This window comes from Streptomyces sp. NPDC006012 (genome assembly GCF_042871185.1).
GTDB lineage: Bacteria > Actinomycetota > Actinomycetes > Streptomycetales > Streptomycetaceae > Streptomyces.
The window spans coordinates 40,044-55,089 of record NZ_JBIAIE010000010.1; the positions used below are offsets into that span (position 1 = coordinate 40,044).

Annotated in this window: 13 protein-coding genes; 9 read left to right on the top strand and 4 right to left on the bottom strand. The window is 73.8% G+C overall.

The window, feature by feature from the left end; translation table 11 throughout:
• The first annotated feature begins 70 nt into the window (after nt 1-70).
• The 8 genes from ACFYPJ_RS19385 to ACFYPJ_RS19420 all read left to right on the top strand — a co-directional run bounded on the left by ACFYPJ_RS19385 (nt 71) and on the right by ACFYPJ_RS19420 (nt 7,863).
• Nucleotides 71-1,267, top strand: coding sequence for an MCE family protein (locus tag ACFYPJ_RS19385; RefSeq protein WP_389018689.1), 1,197 nt, complete (start codon nt 71-73; stop codon nt 1,265-1,267).
• The gene (locus ACFYPJ_RS19390; RefSeq protein WP_389018295.1) at nt 1,264-2,535 is read left to right on the top strand and encodes an MCE family protein; all 1,272 of its coding nucleotides are present in this window, start codon (nt 1,264-1,266) and stop codon (nt 2,533-2,535) included. Before ACFYPJ_RS19385 ends, ACFYPJ_RS19390 begins: the two co-directional genes overlap by 4 nt.
• The gene (locus ACFYPJ_RS19395) at nt 2,532-3,047 is read left to right on the top strand and encodes a hypothetical protein (protein WP_389018298.1); all 516 of its coding nucleotides are present in this window, start codon (nt 2,532-2,534) and stop codon (nt 3,045-3,047) included. The genes ACFYPJ_RS19390 and ACFYPJ_RS19395 overlap by 4 nt, the downstream gene beginning before the upstream one ends.
• Complete coding sequence (locus ACFYPJ_RS19400) at nt 3,044-3,934, top strand: hypothetical protein (protein ID WP_389018301.1); 891 nt, start codon at nt 3,044-3,046, stop codon at nt 3,932-3,934. Before ACFYPJ_RS19395 ends, ACFYPJ_RS19400 begins: the two co-directional genes overlap by 4 nt.
• A 26-nt stretch (nt 3,935-3,960) precedes the next feature.
• A complete protein-coding gene (locus ACFYPJ_RS19405; protein WP_389018304.1) occupies nt 3,961-4,503 on the top strand; it encodes a nuclear transport factor 2 family protein in 543 nt (180 codons plus the stop codon).
• A 49-nt stretch (nt 4,504-4,552) separates the two neighbouring features.
• Nucleotides 4,553-5,374 carry a hypothetical protein gene (locus tag ACFYPJ_RS19410; protein ID WP_389018306.1) on the top strand — a complete coding sequence of 274 codons (822 nt, stop codon included), beginning with the start codon at nt 4,553-4,555 and terminating at the stop codon, nt 5,372-5,374.
• A gap of 77 nt (nt 5,375-5,451) precedes the next feature.
• Entirely contained in the window at nt 5,452-6,699 is a 1,248-nt protein-coding gene (locus ACFYPJ_RS19415) for a lytic transglycosylase domain-containing protein (RefSeq protein WP_389018309.1), read from the top strand.
• Nucleotides 6,700-7,041: 342 nt separating this feature from the next.
• Nucleotides 7,042-7,863, top strand: a complete 822-nt coding sequence (locus tag ACFYPJ_RS19420; protein WP_389018312.1) for a lipase family protein — start codon at nt 7,042-7,044, stop codon at nt 7,861-7,863.
• Between the two features lie 232 nt (nt 7,864-8,095).
• Here the strand turns inward: ACFYPJ_RS19420 and hppD are convergent, their stop codons facing one another.
• The 4 genes from hppD to ACFYPJ_RS19440 form a co-directional block, all read right to left on the bottom strand.
• Entirely contained in the window at nt 8,096-9,301 is a 1,206-nt protein-coding gene (gene hppD / locus ACFYPJ_RS19425; protein WP_389018315.1) for a 4-hydroxyphenylpyruvate dioxygenase, read from the bottom strand.
• Nucleotides 9,302-9,477: 176 nt separating this feature from the next.
• Nucleotides 9,478-11,079, bottom strand: a complete 1,602-nt coding sequence (locus tag ACFYPJ_RS19430) for an adenosine deaminase (RefSeq protein WP_389018692.1) — start codon at nt 11,077-11,079, stop codon at nt 9,478-9,480.
• A 259-nt stretch (nt 11,080-11,338) separates the two neighbouring features.
• Nucleotides 11,339-12,517 carry a Cmx/CmrA family chloramphenicol efflux MFS transporter gene (locus ACFYPJ_RS19435; RefSeq protein ID WP_389018318.1) on the bottom strand — a complete coding sequence of 393 codons (1,179 nt, stop codon included), beginning with the start codon at nt 12,515-12,517 and terminating at the stop codon, nt 11,339-11,341.
• Between the two features lie 401 nt (nt 12,518-12,918).
• Nucleotides 12,919-13,350, bottom strand: a complete 432-nt coding sequence (locus tag ACFYPJ_RS19440) for a MarR family winged helix-turn-helix transcriptional regulator (RefSeq protein ID WP_389018321.1) — start codon at nt 13,348-13,350, stop codon at nt 12,919-12,921.
• Between the two features lie 143 nt (nt 13,351-13,493).
• Between ACFYPJ_RS19440 and ACFYPJ_RS19445 the strand changes: the two genes are divergently transcribed.
• Entirely contained in the window at nt 13,494-14,900 is a 1,407-nt protein-coding gene (locus ACFYPJ_RS19445; RefSeq protein ID WP_389018694.1) for a DHA2 family efflux MFS transporter permease subunit, read from the top strand.
• The last annotated feature ends 146 nt before the right edge of the window (nt 14,901-15,046 follow it).

Here is a 15,046-nt window from a genome sequence, read left to right on the forward strand (position 1 = left end):
GGACGGCGAGGGGCGCCGGACCGGCCCGGACGGCGAATCGGACACGGCCGCCGCCTCGGTCGGGCGCGGCATGCTCACCGGTGGTGTGGCCGTGGGCGCCGGCCTGGGCGGACTGCTCGCCCTGGCCCTGGGCTTCACACTGGCGGTCGGCGCGTTCTCCGTCCCCCTGCCGCGGTTCGACGGCATCGAGGACCTGCCACTGCCCGGCGGCGCCGACCTCGGCCCCCACCCCTACACCGTCACCGCGGAACTCGGTGACGTACTCAGCCTCGTCCCGCAGGCCGCAGTCAAGGTCAACGACGTCGCCGTCGGCAGGGTCACCGCCATCGACCTCGACCACGACGGCTGGGCGGCCCGCGTCACCATGAAGATCAACGGCGCCGTGCGGCTGCCCGCCGACGCCGGAGCCCAACTGGAACAGTCCAGCCTGCTCGGCGAGAAGTACATCCAACTCGTCGCGCCCGGCAAGCCGACCACCGCCGACCGGCTCGGCGACGGCAGCGTCATCCCGCTCGCCCGCACCGGCCGCAACACCGAGGTCGAGGAGGTGTTCGGCGCACTGTCCCTGCTGCTCAACGGCGGCGGCGTCAACCAGCTCAAGACCATCACCAGGGAACTGAACGCGGCGCTCGGCGGACGCGAGGACGAGGTCCGCTCGATGCTCGACCGGGTCAACACCCTGGTGACCGACCTCGACGAGCACCGCAGCGACATCACCGACGCCCTCGACGGCGTCAACCGGCTCGCCGCCACCCTCGCCGGCCGCAGGGACGACGTACGCACGGTTCTCACCGACCTCTCGCCCGGCCTGCGGACCCTGGAGGAGCAGCGCGGCTCACTGCTGACCATGCTGCGCTCCCTCGACGCCCTGTCCGGCGTCGCCGTCTCCACCGTCAACGCGAGCAAGGACGACATGGTCGCCGATCTCAAGGCCCTCGCGCCCACCCTGCGGGCACTCGCGGGCGCGGGTACCGACCTGCCCGACTCGCTCCAGGTACTGCTGACCTATCCGTTCACCGACGAGGTGCTGCAGGGCGTCAAGGGCGACTACCTCAATGCGTACCTGAGCATGGTCGCCGCCCCCGGCACCGAGGTCATCGAGCCGCTGGTACCGCGGAGCACCCCCTCGCCGTCCGCCTCCGCCACCGCGCAGGGCGCCCCGGACAAGGCCCGCAAGGGCACCGCCGCCACCTTGAACCCGACGTCGGCACCGCTGCCGCTGCCGTCCGTCACCACGCCCGCCCCGGACGGAGGTGCCACGCGGTGATCACCCTCGCGGTACGCCTGAAGAACCTCGCCTTCCTGATCATCGCCGTCCTGGTGCTCGGCTTCGTCGGCATCCGCTACGCCGACCTCGGCCGCTACCTGGGCGTCGCCGACTACTACACCGTGGACGTCCAACTTCCGCGCACCGGTGGCCTGTTCACCCACTCCGACGTCACCTACCGCGGCGTGTCGGTGGGCCGGGTCGGACCGATCGGACTCACCGCGGACGGCGTCGTCGCCGAACTGCGCATCAAGAAGTCCGCACCGCGCATCCCCGCCGACACCCGCGCCGTGGTGGCCGGACTGTCCGCGGTCGGCGAGCAGTACATCGACCTGCGGCCGGCCGCCGACGGCGGGCCCTATCTCGCGGACGGCGCCCGGATCGAGCAGGGCGACACCGAGGTGCCCGCGCCCGTCACCGACGTCCTCTCCAGCGTCGACGGCCTCGCCCGGTCCGTCCCGCTGGACGATCTGCGCACGGTCGTCGACGAGTTCGGCAAGGCATTCGAGGGGCACGGCGACGACCTTCAGGTGCTCCTGGACAACGGCAGCGCCTTCGTCGAGGCCGCGGACCGCGCCCTGCCGTCCACCAGCCTGCTGATCGACGACAGCGAGACCGTCCTGCGCACCCAGTCCGAGGAAGCACGCGCCATCCGCGACTTCGCCACCGGGGCCGAGCGACTCGCCCGCTCCCTCAAGGGTTCCGACACCGACCTGCGCCGGCTGCTGACCGTCGCCCCCGATGCCGCCACCCAGGTCAGCGGCCTCCTGCGGGACCTGGACCCGAGCCTCGGCGTCGTCCTCGCCAACCTGCTGACGACCTCCGAGATCGCCGTCACCCGGCAGCGCGGCATCGAGGAACTGCTCGTGAAGTACCCGGCGGCCGTGTCCGCCGGCGCCACCGCCGTCGACGGAGGAAAGGTGAACTTCGGCATGGCCGTCACCTTCTTCAAGCCCCTGCCCTGCACCGCCGGTTACGGCGGCACGCGTTACCGCGATGGACTCGACCTCGGCACCGCGCCCCCGCTCAACACCGACGCCTCGTGCACCGCCCCGGCCGCGAGCGGGAAGAACGTACGCGGCTCGGCGCACGCCCCCCGGGGCGGGCCGGTACCCGACCCGGTCGAGCCGCCCTCGCTGCCCCCGGGCAGCGGCACGCCGGCCGCCGCCGAACGGTTGCCGGGCGCGCTCGCCCTGCCGGGCGTGGGCGCGGACGCCCCGACGGACCTGGCCGGTCTCCTCGGTCCGGACGCGGAGAACGCCCGATGAGGCCCGTCCGGATCGCGGCCGCCGCGGGGTTCGCCCTGGCGCTGGCGTTCTGCGGCACGGGCGCGTGGACGTATGCGCAGGCCCGCGGCGACGACTCGCTGGCCTACGGCCGGGAGCGGGACGCGGCGCTCGCCGACGGCCGCCGGGCCGTCGCCGTGCTCACCACGCTCGACGCCTCCACCAAGGAGCGGTCGCGGGCGGGCATCCGGGCCTGGCAGGCGGCGTCCACCGGCCCGCTCCGGGACGAACTGGGCCGCACCGAGCCCCGTACCGGCCCCTCGGCCCGCGGCACGGTCACCGAGGCGGCGGTCACCGCGCTGGACGCCCGTGCCGGTACGGCCAAGCTCATCGCGGCCGTACGCGTCGAGGTCACGCGCGGCGGGACGAAGTCACCGAGCACGGACCGCAAACGGCTGGAGGCGGTCCTCGCCCGCACGGGCCCGGGGGAGTGGAAGGTCCAGGCACTGAACGCGGTACCGCTCGCGCGGACGGCGGAGGAGGACGACGGATGACGCGGCTGCTGCGCGGTGACGGGACGCGGGAGAGCGCCGGGCCGGCCGGCGAACCGGCCCCGCCGGGGCCGGAGACCGGGCCGGCGGAGGGCACGGCCGTGCGCGCGGTACCGGTGGCCCCGGCGGAATCTGCCGAGGACACCGCCGGGGCGGCCCGCCGGGAGGCCGGGGAAGCGACGGCGGACGGGGTACCGGGCGCGCCGCGCACCGAACCGGAGGAGGCGGCGGGGAAGGCCCGGGCCGCCGGACCGGAGGAGGAGGCGGCCCAGGCACCGGAGCCCGCCCGGACGGCCGAGGAGCCTGAGGACGCCGCGGATCCTGAGGGCGTCGCGGATCCTGAGGGCGTCGCGGTCCCGGGGAGCGAGGCGCCCACCCGGCGTCACCTGAGCGACCGGCTGCGGCGGATCACGGGCGCCGTCCTCGCCGCGGTCCTCGTCCTGGCCGGCGGCGGCTTCTTCTACGGCGCCCATCAGCTGAGGTCCACCGCCTCGGCCCACAACCGCGCCCTGACCGACACCGAAGCCACCACGCGGGTCGCGGGCGACGTCGGGAACGCGCTCGGCCGGGTCTTCTCGTACACCCCGGACGGTCTCGCCGCCGCCGAACGCTCCGCACGTTCCGTCCTGGACGGCCGGGCCGCCCGCCAGTACACCGAACTCCTCGACCGGATCGGCGCGGAGGTCACCAAGCAGCGCGTCACACTGAGCACCCAGGCCGTGCGTATCGGAGTGATCGAACTCGACGGCGACAGCGCCCGGCTGCTGGTCTTCCTGGACCAGGTCTCCCGCCGCGACAAGGCCGCGCCGACCTCGGCGGCGGCCCAGCTCACCGTCACCGCACAGCGGGAGCGGGACCAGTGGCGGATCGTCGACATCAAGACCCGCTGACCATGCGCGGGAGACGGGAGCACCTCATGAAACGCCCGGTCCGCACCCCCGCCGGGGCCCGGACGCTGCCGGCCCTGGCCCTGGCGCTCGTCCTTGTCGCGGGCGGGTTCGCGGCCTGGACCGGCTGGGACTGGTACGCCGCGGCCCACGACGACTCCGCGGCGTACGCCGTGCAGCGCGACGCGGCGCTCGCCGCCGGCGAACAGGCCGTGCAGAACCTGAACACCCTCGACCACCGCGACGTCGACCACGGCCTCGACCTGTGGGAGTCCTCGACGACCGGCGACCTGCACGATCAACTGGCCTCGGGACGCAAGGAGTTCGCCGACCAGGTCGAGAAGGCGAAGACGGTCAGCACCGCCCGGGTGCTGTCCGGCGCGGTGACCGAACTCGACGACCGGGCCGGCCGGGCCCGGATCCTCGTCGCCCTGCGGGTGACCGTGAAGGCGTCCGACGGCAAGAGCACCGACAAGGACAGCCGCATGCTCGGCGAACTCACCCGGACCGGCGGCAGCTGGAAGCTCAGCGCTCTGGGCCAGGCGCCCGTGGGCGGCACGTCAGCCGGCTGACCCGGACCCGCGCCGCGGGAGCCGGCCGCACGAGAGGACGACACAACCGATGTCGACGACCCGTCATCACATCAACCGCCAGCGCCGCCGCCAGGTCCGTGAGGCCCGGCCCACGGTTCAGGAGCCCGGCCCGGCACCGAGCGGCCCGGCCGACGACGCCGTGCCCGCCGCGGCCCCCTCCGGCGCCCCGGCCCGGGCCGGCCTCGCGGTGCTGCCGGTGCGCGCCCCGTCGGCCGCGCCCGCCCGGCGCGGCGCGGCCCCCGGGACCGCGGAGCCGGACGGGGCGGACACGGCGGCCCGCCGGAAACGGCTCCGCCGCCCCTCCCGGGCCGTCGGCCTGACCCTGCTGTGCCTGCTGACGCTCGTCCTCGGCGGCTTCGCCGGCTGGGCGCACGCCCGTGTGGAAACCCTCCGCGACGACCCGGCCGTCCGCAACACCGCCCTGACCGACGCGGCCCGCACCAGCGACATCAAGGGGCAGACGGAGAAGGCGGTCGCCGCCCTCTTCTCCTACGACCACGCCGACCCGGCCCCCTTCGACAAGGCCGCGAAGGAACTGCTCACCGGGAAGGCCGTCGCCCAGCACGCGGACCTGTTCGCCGGCGTCCGGACCCGAGCCGACCGGCAGAAAGCGGTGATCACCACCACCGTCACCGACAGCGCGGTCGAACGCATCGACGGGGACCGGGCCCGCGTCCTCGTCTACGCCGACCAGAGCAGCGTCAGCACCGCCGGGGACAAGAGCGCCGCGGGCGCGAAGGACCAGCGGGCCGCCGGCGGTGGCACCTACGCCGGGGCGATGCTCGCGGTCGACGTGGTGCTGCGCGACGGACGCTGGCTCGTCTCCGGGATCGACACCTTCGGCCGCTGACCGCGCCGGCGCCACCGGGCGGACCCGCCCGCCGGCCGCGGCGCCGACGACACTCCACCGACAAGGGAGCGACAGCCATGCCCGCACGCCGCGTACGCCGCCCGCAGGCCCGGACCCTACGGGGTATGCGGGCCACCGCCGTCGCCGTCGCGGCGGTGGCCGCCCTCACCGCCTCACAGGCACCCGGCCTCGTACCGGGCACCCGGGACGGCTCCGGCAGGCCGGCCGTGGACGACGCGCCCACACCGGCCACGGGGACCCCCTACACGGATCTCACGCCGCCCGGCGACGGCTCGTACCACACCGAACTGCCGCCGCTGACCACCCCGCAGATCCCGCGCAGCCCGAAGGAGATCACCCGGATCGGGACCGAGTCCGGCATCCCCGCCACCGTGCTGCGCGCCTACCGCGCGGCCGAGACGGCCCTCGGCCGGACGGACCCCCGCTGCCGGCTGCCCTGGGAACTGCTCGCCGCCATCGGCAAGGTGGAGTCCGGCCACGCGCGCGGCGGCGCCGTCGGCCCCGACGGCACGACCCTGGGCCGGATCACGGGCCCGCGGCTCGACGGCCAGGGCTTCGCCCTGATCCGGGACACCGACGGCGGGGTGCACGACGGCGACGCGGTGTACGACCGGGCGGTGGGGCCGATGCAGTTCCTGCCCTCGACCTGGGCCCGGTGGGGCGCCGACGGCAACGGTGACGGCCGCGCCGATCCGAACAACGTCTTCGACGCGGCCCTGGCGGCCGGGCACTACCTGTGCGCGGGGGGCCGGGACCTGGCGCGGGCCGCGGACGTCGACCGCGCGATCCTCAGCTACAACTACTCCCGCACCTATCTGAACCTGGTCCGGGAGTGGCTGGACTTCTACCGGCGGGGCGTGCACAGCGTGCCCGACGGCGAGGGCGTCGTCCCGCACTCCCCGGGCGCCGGCGGCGACACCCAGGCGACGCGGCCCGTGGACGGGGAGGGCGGCACGGGGGGCGGGATCATCATCGGCCCCGACCCCGGCGGCCCCAAGCCCACGCGCACCCCGTCGCCCTCACCCTCGCACTCGCAGAGCCCCGGTCCGTCGCCGTCCTCGACGGGCCCGGACCCGTCGCCCTCGCCGGACGAGCCGCCGGGACCGGATCCGTCCGACTCCCCGACCGGGGGCGGCTCGGCCACGCCGGACCCCACCGACTCCGCCACGCCGTCCCCGGACCCGTCGGACCAGCCGTCCTGCCCGGAGCCTTCCCCGACCGCTTCCCCCGGCGACCCGGCGGCCTCCGGCCCGGCCACCGCGGACGACGCCCCGGCCTGCCCGTCGCCCACGCCGACGGCCTGACGCCGCGTCACGGCGGCCGAGCGGAGGACGGAGGACGGAGAGCAGCGCGAGCGAATCCGCAACGGGTGCGTCATCCCGCCCCGGGAGGCGGACGATTCCGCGGCGCCGCCCGCACCCCCCCCGTACGGCCGCCGTGGCGTGGTGGTCAGGCCGTCCCGGGTCCGCGCCCGGCGGTGCCGCGCGCCCGGTCATGCCCTTCGTGCGCCCGGCCTGTTCGGGTGAACCGCCGCGTGGCCGGGGCGGGGACCGGGGAGGGAACGCTGCGGCGTCGCAGCCCCGGTGACGCCGTCACCCACGCCGTACGAGGGACCTCCCTCGTGCTCGACACAGGAGTGATCCCCGGTGCCCGTTCCCTCGACCCTGGACCACCGTTCCCGCAGCTACAGCCTCGATCTGGCCTACTGGCTGGCCCTCGCGTCCGACCTCGCCTACAAGGACGAGGCCACCGTCGGGGAACGAGCCTGCGCCTGGGGCTTCGACCGGGTGCGGCACCACCTGACCCGGTTCACACCGCCGTTCCCGCTGGAGGACACCCAGGCGTACACCGTCGCCAGCGACGACATGATCGTCACGGCGTTCCGCGGCACCGAACCCGCCCAGATCCGCGACTGGCTCTCGGACGCCACCACCCCGCCCTGGCCGGGACCGGCCCGGACCGGATACGTCCACCACGGCTTCGCCCAGGCGCTGGACTCGGTCTTCCCGGCCGTGCGTGCCGCCATCGAGGAGTACCGGACGAACGGGCAGGGCCTGTTCTTCACCGGACACAGCCTCGGTGGCGCCCTGGCCATGCTCGCCGCCGCCCGCCTCTACCTGGAGGACCCGAAACTCCTCGCCGACGGCGTCTACACCTACGGCCAGCCCCGCACCTGCGACCGGCTTCTCGCCGCGGCCTGCGACAAGGGTTTCAAGGAGCGCCTGTTCCGGTTCGTGAACAACAACGACATCGTCCCGCAACTGCCGCCCGAGCCGGCCTTCACCCATGTCCAGGCACTGCGCTACTTCGACTCGAACGGCAGGCTCCGCGAATCGATGTCCCTCCTCGGCGGCCTGACCGACCGGGCCAGGGGCCTGACCGCCGACGCCTTCGCCCCTGCCGCCGACGGCGTCCGCGACCACTTCATCCACAACTACATCGCCGTGCTGGAGAAGAACCTCGCCTGACGGCCAGGCCGGAGGATGCGGCCGGTGTCAGCCCGGGAGCGAACCGTACAGGCCCGCGCCCACGGGCGCGAAGACGGCGCTCGCCCACCCCGGCCGGGCGCGTCCGCGCCGCCGCGAGAGGTGGGCAGGCGGGGGTGCACGGCTACCTTCGTGGCGGGCGGTTCGTACGGACTATCGACACGGACGCCCCTGACCGCCACGGGCGCCGCGGCGGTCAGGGGCGTGCTGTCGGTCAGAAGTTGCCGCGCTTGGCCTGTTCGCGTTCGATGGCCTCGAACAGGGCCTTGAAGTTGCCCTTGCCGAAGCCGAGGGAGCCGTGGCGCTCGATGAGTTCGAAGAAGACCGTCGGCCGGTCACCGGTCGGCTTGGTGAAGATCTGCAGCAGATAGCCGTCCTCGTCGCGGTCGACGAGAATGCCGCGTTTCTGCAACTCCTCGACCGGAACCCGTACTTCACCGATCCGGGCGCGCAGCGCCGGGTCCTCGTAGTACGAGTCGGGAGTGGCGAGGAACTCGACGCCTTCGTCGCGCAGCGTGTCCACGGAGGCGATGATGTCGTTCGTGGCGAGCGCCAGGTGCTGCGGGCCCGGGCCCTGGTAGAACTCCAGGAACTCGTCGATCTGGGACTTCTTCTTGCCCAGCGCCGGCTCGTTGAGCGGGAACTTCACCCGGTGGTTGCCGTTGGCCACGACCTTGCTCATGAGCGCCGAGTACTCGGTGGCGATGTCGTCACCGATGAACTCCGCCATGTTGGTGAAGCCCATGACCCGGTTGTAGAAGTCGACCCACTCGTCCATCTTGCCGAGCTCGACGTTGCCCACCACGTGGTCCAGCGCCTGGAAGATGCGCCGGGGGGCGCCGGGGCGCTTCACGTGCGAGGACGTCCGGGCCTCGTAACCGGGCAGATAGGGGCCGTCGTACCGGGAGCGGTCGACGAGCGAGTGCCGGGTCGTGCCGTAGGCGGCGATGGCGGCACGGCGCACCGTACCGTGCTCGTCGGTCACGTCGTGCGGCTCCTCCACCACGGTCGCCCCCTGGGCCCGCGCATGCGCCACGCACCGGTCCACGTCCGGTACCTCCAGCGCGATGTCGACGACTCCGTCGCCGTGCCGGCGGTGCGCGTCCGCGACGGGGCTCGCCGGGTCGACCGCGCCCTGGAGCACGAAGCGGATCGCCCCGCTGCGCAGGACGTACGACTTGTGGTCGCGGTTGCCGGTCTCGGGACCGGAGTAGGCGATCAGCTCCATGCCGTAGGCCGACTGGTAGAAGTGCGCGGCCTGCGTGGCGTTGCCCACCGCCCAGACGACCGAGTCCCAGCCGGTGACCGGGAACGGGTCCGCGTCGGCGTCGTACTCGACCAACCCGACGAGCTGCTTGAGCTGCGGCAGGTCGAGTTCTGCCAGGCGCTCCTGATCGGTGAGGGTCTGCTCGATGCTCATGACGGAGTGCTCCTTCATCCGAGGCCGGCGGTGTACCGGGAGCCGTCCGGCGAACGTCGGCCCCCAGTCATGCAGATAGCACAGCCGTGGAAGTGAAGCTGTGCAAGAGTCACGAAATGCGCTGGACAGACTGTCCTGTCTGCCCAGCGATTACCGTGAATTGCTAAACACATTGTTTAGTTTGAAAGATTGCTGTGCTCGAAGGCGGTGAAGGCGGCCTCCTGGCGCCACTGCACCTGCGCCCTGGGGCTCGCGGACAGCAGCCGGCGGCAGCGCGGACCGGGCGGGCCGCCGCCCGGTGTTCTACTCCGGCAGCCGGCCACCGGGCGGTAGCCGGTGGCCGTCGGATCGCCCTGCCAGATGCTCCCGCCCGGCAGGAAGGCGTACTGCAGCGAGGCCCGGGCCAGGTCCTTCAGCTCCGGGTACGACAGGCCGTAGGTGGCGGCGGCGTACTGGTACTCGTGGCTGATGTCGATGCGGGACACGCCGGGGTCGTCGGTGGCGAGGACGGTCGGCACGCCGTGGGCGCGGTACGTCTCGAAAGGGTGCGCGCGGCCCCTGACGCCGAGGATCTGCGCGTTGCTGGTGAACGCGACCTCGACGGGGGTCCGGTGGGCCGCCATGGTGCGGGCCAGGTCGCGCCAGGCGCGCTCGTGGACCAGATCGACTCCGTGTCCGATGCGCTCGGCGCGGGCGACCCGGACGGCCTCGTCGATGTGGAAGGACAGGTCCACGGGTTCGACCAGGCCGGTCCGCAGTTCGCCGGCGTGCAGGGTCAGACGGGCGTGCGGGTACAGGGTGCGCAGGTGGGCGAGCATGCGCATGTGCAGGCGGTAGTCGCGCAGGGCGCGGGGCCGGTCCTCGGGCTGGACCAGGTTGACGGCGACGAAGCGCGGGTCGCGCTCGGCCAGCCGCATGCCGAGGGCGAGCTGGGTGAAGACCCGTTCGCGTGAACTGTCCCGCAGGGCCTGGTAGATCAGGCGGACGGTCAGCCGGCAGGCAGGGTGAGGGCGGCTGGTGTCACAGCGGGCCGCGGTGCGGAACCGGGCGCCGACGCCGTCGGTCTCCCCGCGCGCCGCGGCGACCAGCCGGTCGAGCCGTCCGCCGGCGAGGAGCTTGCGGTGCAGGCGGGCGAGGTCGCCGTCCCAGCCGACCGCGTCGGCGAGCCGGTCGGTGGCGTCGACGGCGGGCGTGACCATGGTCTCCAGGTAGAACTGGCTGTTCTCGGCCACGCCGTCGGCGACCTCGGCGAGCAACTCGCCCTGGTGGCGCCCGGCGACCAGGGCGAACTTGTCGAAGGCGGCGAAGAAATGGTCGTGGCCGATGCGGTCCGGCGGGAAGTCCTGCATCGACCAGGCCCGCAGGATCGCCCCGCGGAAGGCCGGGTCGGTGCGGGCATCGGCGGCGGGCCGCCCGGTCCGGGCGTCGCAGGGCGGTACGACGGCGGTCATCGTGGCGGTCGCGATGCACAGGCCGTCGTCGGCGGCGAGCTTGATCAGGTACTCGGTCCGGGCCGCGCCTTCGAGGTGGTTGTGCAGGTCACCGCCCTTGGGTAGTCGCCGGAAGAAGTCGCGGGCCCGGGCGGGGTGGTGACGCAGCGAGCGCAGGACGGCGTCCGAGCGGGCCTCGGCGGCGGTGACCGGGCGGGGCGCGGCAGGGACGTCCGGGCGGAGCGGGGCCGGCTCGGACGCGTCGGTCGCCGAGGCGGGCGCTGCCCGGGCACTCGTGGAGCGGGCCGCGGCCGACGTCGCGGACCGGGGCGTCAGCGAGGCGAGCAGGGCGAGCGCCGCGAGGCCGGTGACGAGGAGACCGCGGCATCGGTACGTGGCGAAGCGGGTGCGGCGTCGGCCGTCGGCGCGGCGGAGACGAGAGGTCACCGCCGCATGATCGCGACAGAGCCGGGCGAACGGCCAGGCGCTGCGCGGTGTGTGGGGGACGGTCACCCGGGAGAGGGAATCCCCGGGCACCGGTGGCCTCGCGGCACCTGCAGCACCCGCACCGCACCGTCGCTCGTCACGACGGTGCGGTGCCGGTGGTTCAGCCGGTCAGGGCCCCCTGGGTCTCGGGGCTGCCGCCACGACGGCGCCGCACCCCGAACCCGGCGGCGACGCCCGCTGTCGCGGCGAGCAGGGCGCTGACCCACCCGGCGTCACGGTAGTCACCGGTCGCCCCGGTCACCGCCCCGGCGAGCAGCGGTCCGAGGAACGCACCGGCGTTGAACGCGACCGTCGCGAACGAGCCGCCCAGCGCGGGAGCGCCGGAGGCGACGTGCAGGACCCGGGCGATGAGCGTCGAGCCGATGCCGAACGACAGCCCGCCCAGCACGACGCTCATGAGCAAGAGAGGCACCGCACGGCTGCTGGTCAGGGCGAGCGCCGCCCAGCCGAAGGGCAGCACCCACAGGGCGAGGAGCACACCGCGCCGGAGCCGGCCCCCGGCGGTCCGGCCCGCCGTGTTCACGCCGATGAACGCGCCGGCTCCGAACGCGGCGAGCAGCCCGGGTACCGCACCGGCGGGCAGCCCGGCGACGTCCGTCGCGATGACGGCCAGGTAGGCGAACGTCGCGAAGGTGGCCCCGTTGACCGCGGCACCGAGCGTCAACGCGAGCCGCACCGACGGGGACTTCAGGGTGCGCAGTTCCTGCCTGACCGGTACGTCGGACCGGCCCGCCGCGTCGACGGGCGCCGACCGGAACACCAGCGCCAGCGCGGGCAGGCACAGGGCGGCGACCGCCCAGAAGGCCGAACGCCAGCCGGACCACTCGCCGAGCAGGGCGCCCGCGGGCACACCGACGACACAGGACAGCGTGACCCCCGACATGAGGACCGCGGTCGCCCGGGCCGTCCGGTCCCGTGGTGCCAGCGCGGTCGCGACGCTCATCGCGACCGCCAGGAATCCCGCATTGACGACCGCGGCGAGGACGCGGGTCGCGAACAGCACGGCGAAGTCGGTCGTGACCGCGCCGACGACATGCCCGGCGACGAAGGCCGTGAGGAATCCCGCCAGCGCGCGACGGCGTGGCCAGCGTGCACTGAGAGCGGCCATCAGCGGCGCTCCGACGATCATTCCGACGGCGTAGGCGGAGGTCAGCCCGGCCGCGGCGGCCACGGACACGGACAGATCGCGGGCGATGCCCGGCACCAGACCGGACAGCATGAACTCGGAGGTGCCCTGCGCGAAGACGGCGAGGGCGAGGACATGGACGAAGAAGGGCACGGAGTCGGCTCCAGCGGCGGAATGCGGGCAACGACATCCGCGTGCTGGACGCCTGGGGCCGAAGCCGGTGCCGACAGGGACACGAGGGCTGAGAAGCCAGACAGAGGTGTGAGAACCGGACCAGACACACGGAGCACGTGTCCGGTCACCGGCAGCGGGCCGACCGGGAGATCTCTCGCTCGGCGGTCAGTGGACCGCAGGCCGCCGGGTGACCGGCGGCTCCGCTCTGTCTGCCTCTGGGCTCGTCATCCCGCGGACGTTACCGGTTCCCCCGCGGGGCCATCAACCGCATTACGGGCTTTGCGAGCGACCGCCGCTCGGGTCGCCGTGCCCCCGGCCGGCACAGCTGTGGCTGACCGCTGTGGCCGTCGGCTGTGGCTGTCCGCGCGCGAGGCCGGCGCTCAGGCCGTCGCCTTGCGGATGTGGGCGAGCAGCGTACGCAGTTGGGTGCGGTCCTGCGTGTCCAGCACGGCCGTCGCCTCGGCGAGGGCCAGGCGGTCCACCTCTTCCGCCTCGCGGTGGCAGCGCAGGCCCTCGTCGGTGAGGCGCAGCAGGACGGCCCGCCGGTCGTGCGGATGGGGTACCCGCTCCACCAGACCGTCGCGTTCCAGGCTGTCGACGATGCTGGTCGTGGTCCGCGCCGCGACTCCCGTCAGCTCGCTCAGGTCCCGCATGCGCAGCGGCCGTTCGGCCCGGGCGAGCATGCGCAGGGCGCGCAGCCGGGCAACCGATGCGCCCGATGCACGCAGCCGGACCTCCACGAACCGGCGCAGCTGGTGGGCGGTCTCGTACAACTCGTCGATCAGGATGTCACTGCTGCCCTGCACTGCCATGGCGCTTCCCCGCTTCGTCCGATATCCCATTCTATGAGCACGCACATAATGAGTACGCTCAGCATGTGCTGCTGTTCCGATGCCGTCCCGTCCTGTCCGCCCTCGCCTCGCCCCGTCTCAGCCAGCGGTTGGCCGTCCCGGTCATGTGCGTCTCCGTGACGTTCCTCGCGATCGTCGACGGAGCGATCACCACCGTCGCGCTTCCCTCGATCGCCCGGCAGTTCGGGCTGACCACCGCCGCCCTGGACGGGGTGGTCGTGGTCTACCCGGTCTCTCTGGCCATGGCCATCCCCGCCTCGGCCTGGCTGGTGGAGCGGTTCGGCGGCAAGCGCGTCCTGCTCACCGCGCTCACCGGCTTCCTCGGCTCCTCGGTGCTGTGCGGCGCCGCCGTGGGCCTCGGCCAGCTCGTCGCCTTCCGTGCGCTACAGGGCATGTCCGCCGGAGTGCTGTTCCCGGCCTCAGCGTCCCTGCTGTTCTCCACCTTCGACTCCACGGAGCAGATGCGGATATCCCGCTACATGATCATTCCCCAGCAGGTGGCCCCCGCCGCCGCGCCGGTCCTCGGCGGACTGCTCGTGGACCATCTGTCCTGGCGCTGGGTGTTCTACGTCAACCTGCCGCTCGGCCTGCCCGCCGTCCTGTTCGGCGTGCTGTTCCTGGCCGGGCACCGCGGTCACCGCCCCGGCCGCTTCGACCTGCCCGGTTTGCTGTTGAGCGCGGCTGCCCTCGGCACCCTCATGTTCGGCGTCTGTGAAGGACCCAACCGCGGCTGGTCCTCCACGACCGTGGTTCTCGCCCTGGTGCTCGGCGCGGTGCTGCTCGCCGCGGCCGTCGGCTTCGGGCTGCGGGCCAGGGAACCGCTGCTGAAGCTCCGCCTCTTCGCCGACCGGCTGTTCCGGGACACCAACCTCCTCAATCTGGTGGGGCTGGTGCCGATCATGGGCGCCCTGTACCTCGGCCCGCTCTTTCTCCAGCAGGGGCAGGGCCGCACCGCGCTGGAGTCCGGCACCAGCACCTTTCCGGAGGCGTTCGGTGTCCTGCTGACGGTGCAGGTCGTCGGCGTCTGGTACGCGCGGATCGGCCCGCGGCTCATCACCGGCTGCGCGCTGGCCGGTGTCAGCGCGTCCCTGCTGCTTCTGGCCACCTGCGACCAGGACACCGGACTGTGGACCTTCCGCGGCTACATGTTCCTGCTCGGCGTGGCCATGGGCGGGTTCTTCCTGCCGACCACGGTGGCGTCGCTGGCGACCATCGACAGACGGGACCTGGCCCAGGCCTCCACGCTGAACACCGTCGTACGCCAGACCGGGGGCGCGCTCGCGCCCGCCGCCGTGACCACGGCCCTGGTCCTGGGAACCCCCGCGACCGCCGTGGCCGACCCGCCGATCTCCGCCTACCAGCACGCCTATCTGGCCCTCGCGGTGATCGCCGCGGTGACCGCCGTCTTCGCCTTCACCCTCCCCGACGGCCCGGCGCGCGCCGCGGCGCGCGGCACCACCGCGTCCGGCGGCGCCACCGTGCCGAGCCGCCGCCGGGAGGGCGCCCGCTGAGCGCTCCGCCCGCCGGACGTGGCAACCGCGCTCCCGCGCACCTCTGCGGCTTGCCGGTTGTGCTGTTCGGCGCGAGGGCCCCGGACAAGTTCCCTTCGACCGGCCGCGGGTGACGGTCCGACGGCCCGCCGGACGGCCCCGGTGTG

Coding starts and splice junctions, on each gene's coding strand:
- ACFYPJ_RS19385 (WP_389018689.1), top strand. CDS start 71: ATGCTCACCGGTGGTGTGGCCGTGGGCGCCGGCCTGGGCGGACTGCTC.
- ACFYPJ_RS19395 (WP_389018298.1), top strand. CDS start 2,532: ATGAGGCCCGTCCGGATCGCGGCCGCCGCGGGGTTCGCCCTGGCGCTG.
- ACFYPJ_RS19400 (WP_389018301.1), top strand. CDS start 3,044: ATGACGCGGCTGCTGCGCGGTGACGGGACGCGGGAGAGCGCCGGGCCG.
- ACFYPJ_RS19405 (WP_389018304.1), top strand. CDS start 3,961: ATGAAACGCCCGGTCCGCACCCCCGCCGGGGCCCGGACGCTGCCGGCC.
- ACFYPJ_RS19410 (WP_389018306.1), top strand. CDS start 4,553: ATGTCGACGACCCGTCATCACATCAACCGCCAGCGCCGCCGCCAGGTC.
- ACFYPJ_RS19415 (WP_389018309.1), top strand. CDS start 5,452: ATGCCCGCACGCCGCGTACGCCGCCCGCAGGCCCGGACCCTACGGGGT.
- hppD (WP_389018315.1), bottom strand. CDS start 9,301: ATGAGCATCGAGCAGACCCTCACCGATCAGGAGCGCCTGGCAGAACTC.
- ACFYPJ_RS19440 (WP_389018321.1), bottom strand. CDS start 13,350: ATGGCAGTGCAGGGCAGCAGTGACATCCTGATCGACGAGTTGTACGAG.
- ACFYPJ_RS19445 (WP_389018694.1), top strand. CDS start 13,494: ATGTGCGTCTCCGTGACGTTCCTCGCGATCGTCGACGGAGCGATCACC.